This is a genomic window from Bradyrhizobium sp. SZCCHNRI3043 (assembly GCF_032377735.1).
Classification (GTDB): domain Bacteria; phylum Pseudomonadota; class Alphaproteobacteria; order Rhizobiales; family Xanthobacteraceae; genus Bradyrhizobium.
This window is the reverse complement of sequence record NZ_JAUHID010000001.1, coordinates 874,459-891,173: the sequence shown is the minus strand read 5'-3', so window position 1 is coordinate 891,173 and position 16,715 is coordinate 874,459. Positions and strand designations below refer to the sequence as shown.

At 65.2% G+C, this 16,715-nt stretch carries 14 protein-coding genes; 7 read left to right on the top strand and 7 right to left on the bottom strand.

Annotated elements, in window-relative coordinates; translation table 11 throughout:
- The first annotated feature begins 170 nt into the window (after positions 1-170).
- The 5 genes from QX124_RS04120 (at position 171) to QX124_RS04100 (ending at position 8,362) form a co-directional block, all read left to right on the top strand.
- Complete coding sequence (locus tag QX124_RS04120) at positions 171-917, top strand: alpha/beta hydrolase (RefSeq protein ID WP_315796400.1); 747 nt, start codon at positions 171-173, stop codon at positions 915-917.
- Positions 918-1,233: 316 nt separating this feature from the next.
- Positions 1,234-2,793 carry a serine hydrolase gene (locus QX124_RS04115; RefSeq protein ID WP_315796399.1) on the top strand — a complete coding sequence of 520 codons (1,560 nt, stop codon included), beginning with the start codon at positions 1,234-1,236 and terminating at the stop codon, positions 2,791-2,793.
- Between the two features lie 249 nt (positions 2,794-3,042).
- Positions 3,043-4,494: a HAMP domain-containing sensor histidine kinase gene (locus tag QX124_RS04110; RefSeq protein WP_315796398.1), complete on the top strand. Its 1,452-nt coding sequence runs from the start codon at positions 3,043-3,045 to the stop codon at positions 4,492-4,494.
- Between the two features lie 385 nt (positions 4,495-4,879).
- Positions 4,880-7,171 carry a TonB-dependent siderophore receptor gene (locus QX124_RS04105; RefSeq protein WP_409997655.1) on the top strand — a complete coding sequence of 764 codons (2,292 nt, stop codon included), beginning with the start codon at positions 4,880-4,882 and terminating at the stop codon, positions 7,169-7,171.
- Between the two features lie 15 nt (positions 7,172-7,186).
- Positions 7,187-8,362 carry a PepSY-associated TM helix domain-containing protein gene (locus QX124_RS04100; protein ID WP_315796397.1) on the top strand — a complete coding sequence of 392 codons (1,176 nt, stop codon included), beginning with the start codon at positions 7,187-7,189 and terminating at the stop codon, positions 8,360-8,362.
- 279 nt (positions 8,363-8,641) lie between these two features.
- Here QX124_RS04100 and QX124_RS04095 read toward each other — a convergent pair whose 3' ends face one another.
- On the bottom strand, positions 8,642-8,932 hold the full coding sequence (locus QX124_RS04095) for a hypothetical protein (RefSeq protein ID WP_315756329.1): 291 nt from the start codon (positions 8,930-8,932) through the stop codon (positions 8,642-8,644).
- A 199-nt stretch (positions 8,933-9,131) separates the two neighbouring features.
- Between QX124_RS04095 and QX124_RS04090 the strand changes: the two genes are divergently transcribed.
- Positions 9,132-9,725 (top strand): TetR/AcrR family transcriptional regulator, encoded by a 594-nt coding sequence (locus QX124_RS04090; RefSeq protein ID WP_315796396.1) that lies wholly within the window; start codon positions 9,132-9,134, stop codon positions 9,723-9,725.
- On the opposite strand, the gene QX124_RS04085 is transcribed toward QX124_RS04090, so the two are convergent.
- On the bottom strand, positions 9,726-9,956 hold the full coding sequence (locus tag QX124_RS04085; protein ID WP_315796394.1) for a hypothetical protein: 231 nt from the start codon (positions 9,954-9,956) through the stop codon (positions 9,726-9,728).
- 123 nt (positions 9,957-10,079) lie between these two features.
- Here QX124_RS04085 and QX124_RS04080 point away from each other — a divergent pair, with 123 nt between their 5' ends.
- On the top strand, positions 10,080-10,805 hold the full coding sequence (locus tag QX124_RS04080; protein WP_315796392.1) for a Crp/Fnr family transcriptional regulator: 726 nt from the start codon (positions 10,080-10,082) through the stop codon (positions 10,803-10,805).
- Between the two features lie 64 nt (positions 10,806-10,869).
- Here the strand turns inward: QX124_RS04080 and QX124_RS04075 are convergent, their stop codons facing one another.
- The 5 genes from QX124_RS04075 to QX124_RS04055 form a co-directional block, all read right to left on the bottom strand.
- Positions 10,870-11,223 carry a hypothetical protein gene (locus QX124_RS04075; protein ID WP_315736933.1) on the bottom strand — a complete coding sequence of 118 codons (354 nt, stop codon included), beginning with the start codon at positions 11,221-11,223 and terminating at the stop codon, positions 10,870-10,872.
- A 169-nt stretch (positions 11,224-11,392) separates the two neighbouring features.
- Positions 11,393-12,025 carry a CAP domain-containing protein gene (locus QX124_RS04070; protein WP_315796390.1) on the bottom strand — a complete coding sequence of 211 codons (633 nt, stop codon included), beginning with the start codon at positions 12,023-12,025 and terminating at the stop codon, positions 11,393-11,395.
- 151 nt (positions 12,026-12,176) lie between these two features.
- Positions 12,177-13,205 (bottom strand): transporter, encoded by a 1,029-nt coding sequence (locus tag QX124_RS04065; RefSeq protein ID WP_409997664.1) that lies wholly within the window; start codon positions 13,203-13,205, stop codon positions 12,177-12,179.
- A gap of 101 nt (positions 13,206-13,306) precedes the next feature.
- Positions 13,307-14,095, bottom strand: a complete 789-nt coding sequence (locus QX124_RS04060) for a hypothetical protein (protein WP_315796388.1) — start codon at positions 14,093-14,095, stop codon at positions 13,307-13,309.
- A 51-nt stretch (positions 14,096-14,146) separates the two neighbouring features.
- Positions 14,147-16,705 (bottom strand): arylsulfatase, encoded by a 2,559-nt coding sequence (locus tag QX124_RS04055; RefSeq protein ID WP_315778645.1) that lies wholly within the window; start codon positions 16,703-16,705, stop codon positions 14,147-14,149.
- Positions 16,706-16,715 lie beyond the last annotated feature (10 nt).

Below are 16,715 nucleotides of genomic sequence, written 5' to 3'. Positions count from 1 at the left end.
GTCGTCCACCGGCGCCTCACGGCCATCGCTCCCCGCACTCCACGTATCGTGACGACGCGTACGCCCCTCTTCGACGAGGCGGGATGGCGCATACAATCATGATTTCTGAAAAAAAGAAAGTAGAATTTTTGTGCATAATGCAGCGACACGGCCTGTGATAGGCACGAGCCATGACCAACCGCCTCTTTCTCCACGGCGTCCCCGATACGCCCGCGATCTGGGGCCCGCTGATCGCAGCGCTCGGCGAAACCGTCGCCGTGCCCTGCCTGCCGGGCTTCTGCGGCGAGCCGCCCGCGGGCTTCGCAGGCACCAAGGACGCCTACGCGGACTGGCTCCTGGCGCTGATCGAGGCGCAGCATGCGGCGTTCGGGCCGATCGATCTGGTCGGGCATGATTGGGGCGCGCTGCTGGTGCTGCGGGCGGCGTCGCTGCGGCCCGAACTGGTGCGCTCCTGGGCCATTGCGGGCGCGGCGCTCGATGCGGACTATCGGGGACATCTGATCGCGCGGATCTGGAACACGCCGATCCTGGGCGAGCTGTTCATGGCGCTGTCGTCACAACGCATGATGGCGCGTGCGTTCCGCCAGAGCGGCCTACCAGCAGAGCTTGCTGCGCGCGAAGCCGCGGCATGGCAGGCACCGATGCGCCGGTCGATCCTCGCGCTGTATCGCTCCGCCAACGCGCTTCGCTTCAGCGGTGACTGGATCGAACGGCTGGCGAATCTGCCACGCCGCGGCCTCGTGATCTCGGGCACGCGTGATCCTTACATGTCGCTCGACACCCTCAGCCGCTTCGCGCAGCGCCATGGCGCCCAGCTCCATGTCGAGCAGGACGCCGGCCACTGGAGCATCGTCGAGCGGCCGCAGAGCATTGCCGCCGCGCTGCGGGCGCATTGGTCCGACCGAGAGGGCCGATGAGGATGATTGCCGGCCACACATTCGCTGTCGTCCCGGGCAAGTCCGACAACGCGCGAGCGTTGGCGGACGCCGACCCGGGACCCATACGCCGCGGCCGACATGGCTGGGCGAGAACGGTCGGCCATCGTGCCTCACACATCTCCCTGGGGCTATGGATCCCGGATCGGCGCGCGCGTTGCGCGCTTGTCCGGGACGACACCGGGTATGAGGCGAGCGCCGGTGGCAGTATGACGGCGCGCGGCGATCATCACGCAATCTTTGATTGATTGTCGCGCTCTGATAGCATGTCCTACGCCCCGTTCGCCGGGGGAATGCCATGTTGCGTGTCAGGACCGGATTCTGGTTTGCCGTCGCCCTGCTGCTCGTCTGTCCGCTCACGCCCCACGCGGCCGCCGATGAGGCGAGCCGAGCCGGCTTTCCGCAATCCGACTGGCCAATCGCCACCCCCGAGGATGAGGGGATGGATTCGGCGGCCTTGGCGAAGCTCGTCGCCGCGGGCAAGACGTTCAGGTTCGACAGCCTGCTGATCACGCGCCATGGCCGCATCGTGCTCGATGCCAGCTACGCGCCCTACAAGGCCGACGAGCCGCACATCATCAATTCCGCGACCAAAGCCGTGGTCTCGACGCTGATTGCGATGCTGCTCAAGGACGGCGTGCTCGACAGTCTCGATCATCCGGTGCTCGACTTCTTCAAGGATCGCAAGATCGACAATGTCGACGCGCGCAAGCAGGCGCTCACGGTGCAGCACCTGCTCAACATGACTTCCGGGTTCGACTGGGACGAGGGTTATAGCGGCGGCGCCGAGACATCCCTCTACGAGATGGGCCGGAGCCCGGATTGGGTGCAGTACATCCTTGACCGGCCGATGGCGCAAGCGCCCGGCGAGATGTTCTACTACAACAGCGGCAACTCCCATCTGCTCTCCGCGATCGTCACGAAGCTCACCGGCAAGAGCGCAGAGGACTTCGCCAAGGAGAGGCTGTTTGGGCCGCTCGGGATCACCGAGCACGCCTGGTTCAAGGATGCCCAGGGAATTTCCGCCGGCGGTTTCGGGCTCGCGCTGAAGCCGCGCGACATGGCGAAGATCGGCTACCTCTATCTGCGGCGCGGCCGCTGGGGCGAGCAGCAATTGCTGCCGCCGGACTGGATCGAAGCCGTCAACCACGCCACCGTCAGCATGAATGCGAAGTTCGATCCGGGGCTCTCCTACGCCGATCAGTTCTGGGCCCTGCCGGACAAACACGTGTTCATGGCGGTCGGCTACCACTGCCAGGTCATCATGGTGCTGCCCGACCGCGACATCGTGGCGGTGATGACCGCGCGCGAGTTCTGTCCATTCCGCAAGCTCGCCAACACCATTTCGGCCACTGTGGCATCTGACAGCGCCCTGCCTGCGGCGCCGGAAGCGGCAGCCGCGCTCGCCGCTGATGTCCGCGAGGTCGCGACGGAAACGCGAGGCCCGGTCGGAGCCGTGCCGGAGATGGCGGCTTCCGTCTCGGGCAAGACCTACAGCTTCCCGCCCGGCCCGCTCGGCATCAACACGATCAAGCTGGACCTCACGGGACCGGAACCGCAGGTCACCTGGGACATCCCCTCGCGGGACCGCGCCGGAGGCACGGTGCATCTGCAGAGCCCGATCGGCCTCGATGGCCTCTATCGCAAGACCGCGCCGCCCCATCCCTGGCAGCCCTTCACCTACCGGGCCATGAAGGGCAGCTGGATCGACGCCACGACCTTCGTGATCGACGCCCAGTTCGTTGGCCAGGGCGAGGAGCGCAATTGGCGACTCAGCTTCGACGGCGACAAGGTGACGTTCCGAACGAAGGGCCGCTACGGCAAGGACGTGGTGGTCGAGGGTCATGCGGCGCCATGAGTCCTCGGCGGCTCTGCGCAGCCTAACGAAAGTCGAGCGCAAATGCTGCAGCACTGATCGGCTCCGTTCGGCTGGGCGGAGACATGCCGCACGGCGAGAATTGGAACAGTTCTCATAGCGCTCTGCGTGCCGCGGGCGGCGGATGCGATCTCCCGTCGTTTTCTCAACCAACGCATCTCGTGTATGTCTGCCCTCCCGCCGAGGCTCTCACTCCGCGGCGGGGGATCGTTTTTCGATTGCGGTGGCATAATGTTGAGATTGCTGGAGCGTCTGGGTCTCCGTTTCGAGGATACCGTCGAGGAGCGGCGTTTCGTCGACCATTACGTCCGCGGCAGCACCGCCTGGACGCAGATCGCGATGCTGCTCGGCGCCCTCACCTTTGCCGGCTACACGCTGTGGGACTGGGTGCTCTATCCCGAGATCGTGCCGACCACGTTCGCGATCCGCGGCGGGACCGCCGCGCTGGTGCTGCTGCCGCTGACGGCTTTGCTGTCGACGCCGGCGCGCCGATGGGCCGAGCCGATTCATCTGGTCTATTGCGTGATCCCCGGCTGCGTGCTGCCGACGATCTACTGGGTGCTGCCCTCGGGCTTCACCTACTCCGCGGCCGGCATGATCATCGTCATCCTGTTCGTATCGACCATGCTGCCGTTGCGCACCGGCTCCTACGCGATCTTCTGTGCAACGAGCTGGAGCGCGCTGGCGGTGGCCGAGAGTCTTGCGACCGAGCCGCTGCCGCCCGGCCTGCGCTTCATCGATCATTCGCTGGTCGGCAATGCCTGCCTGCTCTCGCTCTATGCCGTCGGGGCGCGGGAGTACCAGGCACGCAAGCAGTTCCGCACCGCCGAGGCGCTGCAGCGCGAGAAGGAACGCTCCGAGGCCTCGTTGCGCGATCTGCATGCCACGCAGGCCCATCTGGTGCAGGCCGAGAAGCTGGCCTCGCTCGGCCAGCTCGTCGCCGGCGTCGGCCACGAGGTCAGCACGCCGCTGGGCCTCGCGCTGACCACGTCGACGGCGATGGAAGGCGACGTCGAGGCGATCGCCCGCATGCTCGGCGGCGGCCCGGTGCGCCGCTCGGATCTGGCGCGGGGGGTCGAGCGGCTGCAGCAGGGTCTGCACCTGACGACGCAGAGCCTGCACCGTGCCTCCGAGATGGTGCACAGCTTCAAGCAGGTCGCCGTCGACCAGGCCAACGAAACGCTGCAGACCTTCGAGCTGCAAAGCTGGATGAGCGATCACGTCGCGAAGCTCCGCCCGCTGCTGGCGCGTCAGGGACTGACGGTCGTGCTCTCCTGCCCGGAGGGCATCGTGCTCACCAGCTATCCCGGCGCGCTCGGACAGGTCATCAGCATCCTCGCCTTCAATGCGGCGACGCATGCCTATCCTGGCGACATCAGCGGCGTCTTCACCGTGGAGGTCGCACGGACCAGCGGTGACTCCGTGCGCATCGTTTGTGCCGACCAGGGCGTCGGCATGCGCGACCACGTGCGCGGCCGGGTGTTCGATCCGTTCTTCACCACGCGCCGCGAGAAGGGCAATGCCGGCCTCGGCCTGCACATCGCCTTCAACCTCGTCGCGTCCACGCTCGGGGGCCGCATCGAGCTCGACAGCCAGCCGCAGCAGGGCACGCGCGTGACGCTCGACATTCCGCTGATCGGGCCCGGCAAGCCGGCGGAGCTGGAGCTCGCCGCGGCACAATAGTCCCGGCCGATCGCGCGCATCGATGGGGCACGATGAGCGCGCATTCCGGCACGACGTATCCGATGCGCTGACAAGGGTCGGCGCCGAGTCCCGAAAAATGAGACCGACGGTGCTTCATTCGCCAAAGCGGGTGAAGAAGCGTCGCGCATGCGCAACGTCTGCGCGTTCGTGCATCGGTCTGCGCACGCCATGATCAGTTCGCGCGCGAGGTCGCAAAGCTGCCGTGTGACGGCGCAGGTCCGAACCAATTCAGAACATTTCGGCGCCGCGCTGCTTAGAGCAATTCAACTCAGCGCGGCGTGTTCATCGCTCGACCTCGTTGCTACACACCACGTCATGCAAACCGTTCGCTTGAACGGCGCGACGTTGGAAGTGAAAGTAAACGATGACGAAGATGGAAGGCCGGCGCGATCCGCGCTCCGGCATGTGTCACACGATTGCAATCCTGAGTGCCCTGACCGCCGACCTGCTCTGCTCCTCCACACTGCATGCCCAATCCGAGCTGCCGCCGGTGACGGTGGACTCGTCGACACCGAAGCGTAAACCTCAAGCCACCTCTAACGCGCCACAGCGCCGCGCCCAGGCGCAGCCGGCACGGCGCGCCGCGCAACCACCGCCGATGCCGACGCGCGCCGAGCGCGCCGCAGCCGAGGCCGCGGTGCTCGATGCCGCCAAGCTCAACTACAGGGCCATGCCGAGCGCGACGACCCTGCGCAGCGGCGCCTCGCCGCTCGATGCGGCGCAGTCGGTCAATGTCGTGCCCGCGCAGGTGATCAAGGATCAGTTGCCGCGCAATCTCGACGACGCACTCGCCAACATCTCTGGCGTCACCCAGACCAACACGCTCGCCGGCACCCAGGATGCCGTGATGCGGCGCGGCTTCGGCGACAACCGCGACGGCTCGATCATGCGCAACGGCATGCCGCTGGTACAGGGGCGCAGCCTCACCGCCGCGGTCGAGAGCGTCGAGGTGCTGAAGGGGCCGGCCTCGCTGCTCTACGGCATCATGGATCCCGGCGGCATCGTCAACACCATCAGCAAGCGGCCGGAGCTGTATCAGCACGGCTCGGTCACGCTGCTCGGCTCGGCCTATGCCAACGACAAGACCGGCGCGGACGGCACCGTGGACGTGACGGGCCCGATCGGCGATGGCGGGCTCGCCTATCGCTTCATCGGCTACGGCGTCAGCGAGGACTATTGGCGCAATTTCGGCCGCCACCGCGAGATGCTGGTGGCTCCGTCGCTCGCCTGGTACGGCGACATGACGACCGTCCAGCTCACCTACGAGCACCGCGAGTTCATCAGCCCGTTCGATCGCGGCACCGCCTTCGTCAACGGCGCGCCGCTCGCGATCCCCGCGACGCGGCGGCTCGACGAGCCCTACAACAACATGTGGGGCCAGTCCGACCTCGTCCAGGCCTCGGTCGAGCAGAGGCTCAACGAGGACTGGAAGCTGACAGCGGCCTACAGCTACAACACCGAGACCTACAGCGCCAACCAGTTGCGCATCACCTCCATCGACGCGACCACCGGCGCGGAGACGCGCAGCAACGACGGCACCTGGGGCTCGCTCAGCAGGGTCAGCTACGGCACCTCCTATCTGCAGGGCGGCTTCTGGATCGGCGGGATGCGCAACGAGGTGCTAGTCGGCGGCGACGCGCAGTATCGCACCATCTATCGCCAGGACCTCATCCGGCAGAAGGTCTCGACGTTCAACATCTACAACCCGGTCTATGGGCTGATCCAGCCGGGCACGACGATCTCGGCCACCGACAGCGACCAGACCGACAAGCTCGGCACCTACTCGCTGTTCCTGCAGGACACGCTGCATCTCACCGACAAGCTCGCGCTGGTCGGCGGCGTGCGCTACATGGACTACGAGCAGATCGCCGGACGCGGACGCCCGTTCAAGGCCAACACCGATGTCGCCGCCGACAAGGTGCTGCCGCTCGGCGGCGCCATCCTCAAGCTCAGCGACCAGCTCTCGCTCTATGCCAGCTACACGCAATCGCTGAAGCCAAACTCGACGATCGCCCCGCTCAGCGGCGGCGTCGTGCTCGGCTCCAGCATCGCGCCGGAAGAAGGCACGGCCTGGGAGGCCGGCTTCAAGTTCGACCTCGACAAGCGGCTGTCCGGCACCGTCGCCGTCTATGACATCGACAAGCGCAACGTGCTGGTTTCGCAGACCAATGCCAGCAACGTGGTCGAATACACCACCGCCGGCAAGGCGCGCTCGCGCGGCGCCGAGATCGACGTCACCGGCAAGCTCTCCGATCACTGGAGCATGATCGGCAGCTACGGCTACACCGACGCAAGGGTCACGGAGGATCCGGTGTATGCCGGCAAGCGGCTGCAGAACGTCGCGCTCAACACCGCCTCGCTCTATCTCGTCTACGATTTTGGCACCGCCCTGCCCGGCCAGCTCCGGCTCGGCGGCGGCGCGCGCTATGTCGGCGACCGCGCCGGCGATGCCGCCAACAGCTTCGTGCTGCCGTCCTATGTGGTCGCCGACCTCTTCGCGACCTATGAGACCAGGCACCAGAACCTGCCGGTGATCTATCAGCTCAACGTCAAGAACCTGTTCGACAACGTCTACTACCCCTCGGCCGTGAGCGCGCTGAACGTCGCGGTCGGCGATGCCAGGCGGGTGTCGCTGTCGGCCACGGTGAAGTTCTGAGAAGGAGAAGCGTGCGTGACGTCCTTCCGCATCAAACCGGCGCTGCTGCAGATCCACTCTGTCCTGGGTCTTGCGGCCGCGCTGATCCTCTCCCTCTTGGGCATCACCGGCGCGATCATGGGTTTCGAGGACGAGATCCAGGCCGGTCTCAACGCCAAACTGTCCCACGTCGCGCCGCGTACGGAAGCGCCGCTTTCGCCCGCCGAACTGGTGGCGCGGCTGCAGGCTGATCCGGCGCTCGGCAAGGTCTCGGCGATCACGCTGTCGCGCGATCCCCTGGCGGCCGTGCGCGTCCGCTTCGCGCGCAATGAGGATGGCGGCCGGTCCTCCTCGCTGCTGGTCGATCCCTATTTCGGCCGCGTGCTCGGTGAGCCCCGCGGCGAGGCGTTCTTCACGACCGTGCGCCACCTGCATCGCTGGCTGCTGCTGCCGGGCGACGGCAATGGCGCCGGCCGCCAGATCACCGGCGCCGCGGTGCTCGGGCTCGTGGTGCTGCTGATCACGGGCCTCGTGCTGCGCTGGCCACGACGGGCCGGCAGCGCGACGCTGTGGCTCAAGCCGCAGCTCGGCCTGAACGGTCGCGGCCTGCATCGCTCGCTGCACAGCGTGATCGGCACGTGGGTACTGCCAATCTACCTTGTGATGGCGCTGACCGGTCTTTCCTATTCCTACGCCTGGTACAAGGACGGCCTGACCTGGCTGCTCGCGCCGGCATCGTCGGGAGCATCGATGCCCGGCAAAGCTCCGCGCGAGGGCCGCTCCGGGCCTGCGGACGCAAAGCCTGTCGCGCTCGATCTGGTGTGGGCCACGTTGCGCGAACAGATCGGGGATCGCTTTGCCGTGATGCAGATCACCTTGCCCACGGGCGTCGGCACGGCGGTGCGCGTGCGCACCTGGCCGAGCGAGGCGCACGACGGCAGGCGCGACGAATTCCGCATCGACGGCGCGACCGGCCGGCTGCTCGCGGCCGAGCGTTACGCCGACAAGACCGTGGGCGAGCGCGCCCTGGCGCGGATCCTGGATATCCACCGCGGCAGCATTCTCGGCTGGCCCGGCCAATTCGTCTCCATGCTCGCCGCCGCGCTGATGCCGCTGTTCGGGATCACCGGCGTGCTGCTCTACGTCTCGCGCAGACGGCTGCGCCGTCGGCCAGAGCCGGCACGGACGATCCAGCTCGCTCCGGGTGAATGAGGACGCGCGCTCAGGCCACCGCGCGGGCGTGCGGCGCGCGCCGGACGGCGTTGGCGGCGATGATCACGTGCGGCAGCAGCGACAGGCCGCCAGCAGCGCTGCGGCCATGAACGCGGCACCGGCAACCCAGTGACGGGTGAGAAGGTCCAGTATCACCTATTGATGTGCGAGTCGGCTGACTTGCCAAGCCGGGTTGTCCCGGAGCGACGCCGCCTGCTCCGGGAGGCTGCGGCCTCATGTCCCGTCGCAGCCTCCAAACCTTATGGGGCGCGGCGCGACCTACTTCAGCAGCACCAGGCATTCGCCGGCCGGCGTGGCGTTGGCGCGGGCGGTGTCGCGATCGAACTTGCCGGCCATCACCAGCGGCCTGACACGCTCGACGATCGCGTCCTTGACGACGCTGTCCGGGCCGATGGCCGGCGCGGTCACGTCGTAGATCTGCTTCGCCACCGGCGACAGCTTGGCGGCGCAGCTGTCGGCGGCGGCGCGGTTGCCGGCCAGCGCGGCCTGCGACAGAAGACATTGGGAGATGGCGATGATTGTGACAAACGGGAATGCGACGCGCAGCATGGCAATCAGTCCTTCGTTCAAATGAGGTTCAGCCCGGTGCAAGCAGGCTCGGCCCGGAGCCCATCCACTCATTGTCCGGCCGCCCGCATGCGGGCTCTGATCTAACCCGAGCCGGCGGCAACGCCTACTCGATTTCGCCCGTCCGCCAGCCAAGGTCCAGACCGTGCAGCAAGCTCCTGAAATGCTTCGAAAAACCCCGGTGCAGAAGCGCACGCGGCAGACCCTGGACGTGATCTTCGAGGCGACCGCTCAACTTCTGCAGAGCGGCGGCGGCAAGGGCCTGAGCACGAACGCCATCGCCGAGCGCGCGGGCTTCTCGATCGGCACGCTCTACAGCTACTTCAGGGACAAGACCTCGCTGTTGCGTGCGCTGGTGCTGCGCGAGTTCGCCCGCCAGGAGGCGCAGTTCGCGGAGGCGCTGGAGACGCATCGCGGGTTCGGCCGCGAGGCGATCGTGCGCGCGGCGGTGCGCCAGGGCTTTGCCCCGTTCGCCGGCCGTCACCGCGTGCGGCGCTATCTGCTCGGCCTGTTGGGCCATGACGCGGAGCTGCAGAAGGCGCTGCACGAGATGGTGGACCGCATGACCGAGCGGCTGATCGAGGCGGCGGGATTGCGGAGCGAGACGATGCCGGCCGCGCGCCGCTTCATCCTGGTGCGCGCTGCGCTGGGACCGATCCGGGCCGCCGTCATGCGCGAGCATCGCCTCGTCGGCACACGCGAGCTGGAGGACGAGCTGGTGCGGCTGATGCTGTTTCTGATGGAGCAGGACACGGCGCCGGCGCGATCGGTCTAGTCACGAGCGATCGCGCCGCGCAGCCGACGAACGCCGTGCGGGTCTGTTCGGCGCGGTCTCGGATGGCCGATGGCGGCGCAGATCGCGGATGGCGCGCGAGAGCTCCTGATCCGACATCGGATGCACCAACGGATCGGAGCGGCCGTCGTTCCCCACCGTGCTGCTCTCGCCATCGGCAGCTGCACCGCCGAACAAGCGCCGGACCAGGTCGAGGAACGCAATGTGGGGCATGACTGTTCTCCCGAGGCGGCGCCCGGTGACATTACCCGCATCTTCTGCGCTCAACTTTAGTTCGGAACTGCCGGCGGCATCATCTCATTTGATATGCGAGAGGACGACACGGGCACGATTGCGATGGAAGCGAACCGGACCGTCATCACCAAGCTCAAGGAGCATTCGCAGCTCTCGAACGACGACGTCGCCGAGATCAAGACGCTCAGCTTCGCCGCGCGCGAGCTGGTCGATCATGAGGACCTGATCCGCCAGGGCGACGAGCCGGACCGCTCCGTCGTCGTGCTGTCCGGATGGGTGGCGCGCTATCACCTGCTGCCGAGCGGCGCACGGCAATATCTCTCCTTCCACATGCCAGGCGACTGGCCTGACGCCCAGGCGCTGTTCCTCGACCGCATGGATCACGCCGTCTGCGCGATCGGGCCGGCGGTGGTGGCGAGCATTGCGCACAAGGAGCTGATCCGCGCGATCAGCCGGCGGCCGGCGCTCGGCTTTGCGATCTGGCGCGAGACGCTGATCGATGCGTCGATCTTCCGCGAGGCCGTCACCAACAACAGCGCGCGGAGCAAGCCGGCGCGCATGGCGCATCTGTTCTGCGAGCTGTTCTATCGCGCCAGGGCGCTCGGCCACGTCCGGGACGATCAGTTGCCGTTGCCGGTGAGCCTGGTGCAGCTCGGCGAGGCGCTGGGCATGGCAATCGCGACGGTCAACCGCACGCTGGTCGATCTGCGCGCCAGCCGCGCCGTCGATTTCCGCAGCGGCATGCTGACGGTGCACGATTGGACGCGGCTATGCGCGATCGGCGAATTCGATCCCGGCTATCTGCACCTGAAGAAGCAGCCGCGCTGAGGCACAGGTCTCAGCGCGGCCAATCGCGTGGGATCGTAGATCCCACCTCTTACGGCGCGTCAGCTCAGGCGAGCTTGGTGACGAGCGTGACCGCGTAGGCGTACGGCCCGTTCGGGCTCTTCTCGGCGATCCAGGCGCAGTACCAGTCGGAGCCGTAGCGCAGGCCCGTGTCCCATCCCGAGCCGCCGCCATGCTCGTTGTCCCACGACCAGGCCTTGCGGTCCTTCTTCGGATCGGAAGGGAAGCTGCTGCCGCTGTAGACGGAGATCTGCCCCTGCTGCGCGCGGAACGGGGCGTTCGTGCTCCACTTGAGCCACAGATTGCCCTGTTCCTCGTAGGACGTGAGCGACCATTGGAAGGACGCCGAGGCGGTCTGCGGGTTGGTGCTGGTGGTTGAGGTCTGCTCAATGACTGCCATGATGGTCTCCGTTCAAAATGAGATGAAAAATCTTCACGATAGTGGCTGCCCAAAAGACAACCATTAATTGCATAACTGATAAAGCTCGCCCCGACAACGTGCGCTGTTCGCACAACGCCGTGATCGCGCGGCGGGCGTCGCGTTCAGCCATGGCCGCAGGTCACTGCGCTCAGATGCAGAGACCGATCACCTTGATGCTGAGGTGGCAGTCCTTGGAGGAGGATGTCGGCGGCTTGGCGCCCCAGCGCGTCGCCGGCGTGGCGTTGCCTTTCTCGGATCGGGTCGCGGTCTGCGCGACGATGGCCTTGGCCTTGCTCTTCGGAGCGCCCTTCGGCTTGTCGGCGTCGTAGTCGCCCGCGATCACCATCGCCCAATAGGTGCGCTTGCCGCTGGCATTCTTTGCGCTGGCGACGCCGACCTTGGTCGCCTTGGGCAGCAGCAGATTCTTGCGATGACCCGCCGAGTTGATCCACTGTCCCAGCGTCTTGTCGAAATTGTCATAGCCGTAGGCGATGTTCTCGGCCGCGCGGCCGGCCTTCGACGGCGCCACGCGGCGCGTGAACGGGCCGAGCACCTCGTGGCTGAGATCGTCCTTGTCGGCCATCGCGCGCGCCTGCTCCATCGCGATGCGGTCGAGCGTCGCGTCGCGCGTCACGCGGCCTTCGCCATGCGCGAACCGGAACGCCGAGATCTGATCGGCCGGTGCGGCGTCGCCGGCAAATGCCGCATGGGCCGACAGCGCCAGCAGCGCTGCAACCAAAACCGCGCCAAAGCCGCGCAACGTGAAACGAAGCTCCCGCATGCTAGGACACGTACTCATCAATCCGGAGTGGGTAAGCGCAGCTCGATCGCCGCTTCGGTCCGAAGCGACGGACGTGCTGCACCGCCGCGGAACCACCCGATATGACAATGCCGGAATTCAGTCCAATGCGGGAGGTCGATACTTCTCTATTCTATTTCGACACTTTGTGCCAAGTCGGCGCCACCGTGCTGGCGGGCGCGGCCTCCGAGATCGAGAACGTCAGCCACGTGTTCCAGCCCGACGGCCGGTTGGCGGCGTCGAACTCGCCATATCCCTTCAGCCCCAGGAACGCCTGATTGCTGCCGATCTGGAAAATATATCCGATCTGCGGGCCAACGCCGAGGACGCGCGAGCGGAAGCCGCCGAGAACGGCGGGTTGACCGAAGTCATCGGTAATCTGCTGATAGGCGTAGCCGACGAAACCGACGAAGACCTGCTTCGACAGGAACTGCGACACGCCCCAGTCCAGATGGAAATCGATGCCGCTCTGGTATTGGGTATCGGGATTCTTGAAATTGTAGGTCAAGCCGCCGACGGCCGAGAATTCCGTGCCGGTCGTCGGATTCAAATAAGTGTAGCCGCCGCCAAAGTCGATGGCGCCGTGACCGATGCCGATGTTGGCCAGCCGGTTCCGACTGTAGTCGCCGACGGGAATATCGCCGGCGCCGTAGACCATGGTGTTGTGGACGCCGTTATTCCACTTCAGCTTCACGGTCGGATAGAGATCTCCGTAAGAGACGAGTGCGTCTTCGAGGAATCCGGTGCGCGTGCTGACGATCGGACCGGCAACCGTCGTCAACGTACCGGCGATGCTCGCGGAATTTCTGCCGTAGACGCTGGCCAGCGTCGCCGACAACTGGCCGCCGAGTACGGGCGTCGCAAACGTGTAGGTCGGCGCGATGAACATCAGATCGGCCTGGCCGCGCAAAGCCAGATTGAGATCGATGTTGACGGTCGGAGAAAATCGTCCGACCTGGAACTCGCGCGACGCCGCGGCCGCGCCTGAGGCACCCACGCTCGTATGGTAGTAGATGGCAGCCACCGACCAGCCCGGCGTGGCAGGCGTTGCGGCGAGGCTGCCGTACAATCCCGGCAGCCAGAACGAAATGCCGCTCTCATCGGCATGGGCGACCAGAGGCGAAAACGAAGCGAACGCGGCGGACGTGAAAACGCCGCTCAGCCACAATCGCAGGAAGCCGGACCTGCGTCCCGATCTATCGCGCTGCAATCGTACCCCCCACGCTCCCATTTCAGGCGGCATGCCTGAGTTGTCGTCGACGACTACGGCTTGTAGTCGCTCATCCCAGGTCCGGTCTTGTCGTAGACATTGAAAAACTCGTCCGACATGATCGTAGCGATACCACTTTTGGGTACCTCGGTCAGATCTTTCTCAAGCGTCTTGATCCGGAACTTCCACCCGGGCGGGAGCTGCTTGAAGTTGCTTGCTCCTGCGGCAACGAATTGTTCGAAGGTATGCTGCGGCTTGAGGCCTAGCTGGAATCCCTTCATGATCCAGGTATTGCCCTCGGCATCGTCGAGAAGAAGCGCCAGGGCGCCCTTTTTCCAACCGAGCCCGCTCTCCCGCGCGATGGTGATCGGCTTGTACGGAGTGGTTTCCGAGACGCTCACGTTGCTGCCAAGGTTCAACTGGGCGACCCATGCGGTGGCGATTCCGTTGAACTCTCTTTGCTTTCCGACGGTGACCTCGACCCAATCCGGCAGCCAGATTTTCGGACCATTCAACGATGCGCCGAGCACGCCGAAGTCCTTCTTCATGGCCTCGAAATCAAGGCCTTCGACCAACATTTGCGGGGCAGTGTCTCTCGACGCGGGGATTCCCTTCGAGGTGAATATGCTGTTGTGGCAGGCGGCAACCACCTTCCCCGTCTTCGCATCTCGACCTGCGAGAAAGATCTCGATGAAACGAACCTTGCTGGTGTTATCGAAGCGCCTGCTGACAGCGCCGTTGCCGTCAGCGAGAACCTCGGGCTCCGCGGTGCCTGCATTTTGCGCGACCGCTCCCCCTAGGCTCGAGGCCAGAAGGATCGTCGCCAGAATGGCTGTCTTCATTGCCGCTCCTTCTCAAGGGACCGATCACTGACCTGGCGAGCGAAGAGCGCATCAATCGGACAGTCCCTTCTTCAACGCCGCTGCCTTGCGGGCTTGGACGGCTTCTTCAGTGTCGGCCTTCTTCATATCCACTAGATCAATCGTCACCTTGCCGATCTTGCCTGTGAACTTGAACGGCATTTTGTAGGCCTCGGTAACAGGCGTGCCTTCATCGGCGCCGACGTCAGCGCCTTCGTCCGCGGAGTAGAAGCAGCATTGGGTTCGTTCGATCCGGCCGGTCGCGACGGTCTTTCCGTTCACGAGGATCGTGCCCACGCCACCCTTGCCCAGGCCGCCACCGTCGTAGGCGAACTCAAAGCGCAATGCGGCCTTGCCTGCCGGAAGAGCCTGCTTGGCGGTTACGGTGTATCGCTGCAGACCGAGAAAATTATACGTGTAGGTCGGCTTGCCGTCCTTCAGGTAGAAGCTCCAGCCACCGAACCGTCCGGCCTGGGCGATGATGACGCCATTGGCCCCGCCCTTCGGGATATCCAGATCGGCAGTAATGGCGTGCGATCGGTTCTTCAGGTTGATGAAGACATTCTCCGTCATCCCGATCATGCCTTCGTAGACCGTCAGGCTGGTGCGGCCGGCCATCAGGTCGGGACGTCCGACCAGCGCCGCGTTGGCGCGCTCCAGGGTGCGGTCGTCGAGCGGCAGCACGTTGTATTTCACGGCTTCCCTCAGGAACAGCTCCTGCATCTCCTTCAGCTTGTCCGGATTTTTGGCCGCCAGATCGTTGCTCAGGCTGAAGTCCGATCGCGCATCGTAAAGCTCCCAGATATCCTGCTGGAGCGGCCGCCGCGGCTTGGTTTCCCAGGCCGCCCGGTGCACCGTGCCGGCCAGCCAGCCGTCGCTGTAGATCGCGCGGTTGCCGAAGATTTCGAAATACTGCGTCGCATGCCTGCTCGGCGCCTTGGCGTCGGCAAAGCTGTAGGCCATGCTCACGCCCTCGATGGGAGTCTGGACCGTTCCATTTACGCTCTTGGGCTCGGGCAGTTTCGCTGCTTCGAGAATGGTCGGTACGATGTCGATGACGTGATGCCACTGCGGGCGAAGCTCGCCTTTCGCCGCGATCCCCTTCGGCCAATGGACGACCATGCCGTTGCGGGTGCCGCCATAGCTCGAGGCCACTTGCTTGGTCCAGGTAAACGGAGTGTCGCCAGCGACCGCCCAGCCGGCGGCGTAATGACCGTAGGTGTTGGGACCGCCGAGTTCGTCATAGTGCTTCAAGACGTCCTGGACGGTTTCCTGCACTCCATTGAAATAGGTCATCTCGTTGTACAGGCCATTCGCGCCGCCTTCGGCGCTCGCGCCGTTGTCGCCGACGATGTAGAAGATCAACGTATTGTCGAGTTGGCCCGTTGTCTTGATGGCGTCGATCAGGCGGCCGATCTCTGTGTCGGTGTATTCGCCAAATCCAGCGAATACTTCCATCTGGCGCACGAACAGCTTCTTCTCGTCAGCGCTCAGCTTGTCCCAGTCCTGGATGGCGTCCGGCTTCGGGGCGAGCTTGGTATCGGGTGGCACCACGCCGAGCTTGATCTGCCGCGCCAACGTCTCCTCGCGCAGCTTGTCCCAGCCCTGATCGAACTTGCCCTTGTACTTGGCGATCCATTCTTTGGGCACCTGATGCGGGGCATGGGTGGCGCCGGGTGCAAAATACATGAAGAACGGCTTGTCCGGCGTCAGCGATTTCTCCGACCGCATCCAGTCGATCGCCTTGTCGGTCATGTCGGTCATGAAATGATAGTTCGGGTCCTTCGACGGCTCCACCTGGGTCATGCCATCGTAAATCAGCGGCGCCCATTGATTGGTTTCGCCGCCCATGAAGCCATAGAACTTGTCGAAGCCCTGGCGCGTCGGCCAGCGGTCGGTCGGGCCGGAGGGACTGACCTCCCATGCCGCGGTCTCGTGATTTTTGCCGAAATGCGCCGTGCTGTAGCCGTTCAACCGCAGCATCTCCGCGACGGACGCGACATTGTTGGGACGCTGGCCCGTCTGTCCCGGAAAGGTCGTCGCGGTTTCCGCGATCGATCCGAAATTGTTCATGTGATGGTTGCGACCGCTGAGCAGCGCCGCGCGGGTCGGCGAACAAAGCGCCGTGGTGTGAAACTCGTTGTAGCGGAGACCCTCGTTGGCGAGGCGGTCGACCGTCGGCATCCTGATTGGGCCGCCAAACGCGCTCGACTGGCCGAAGCCCATGTCGTCGATGAGCACGATCAGTACATTGGGTGCACCGGCCGGCGCCTTGACTTCAAACCGCGGCGGCGGCGTCGCATCGCGCGCATCGAATACGGTGCTGTGTGGAGGGTGCGGTTCAGGAATCGGCAGAACCGATCGCTCGGTCGGCAACACAGCACTCGGCGGAGCCGACTGTTGGGCCAATGCTGGAAGCACGAGTAGCGTCGTCAACGACAGCGCCGACACAGCCAACTTCACTATTTGCTTCATGATCACTGCCTTCAAATGAGACAATTTGACACGGCTTCTCGCTGCCGGAACAATTCCTGCCCGCAAATCGCGATCATCGGCGCGGGCAATGACGTTCGGCCAGCCCAACCGGCTCAAGGAGAAGCGA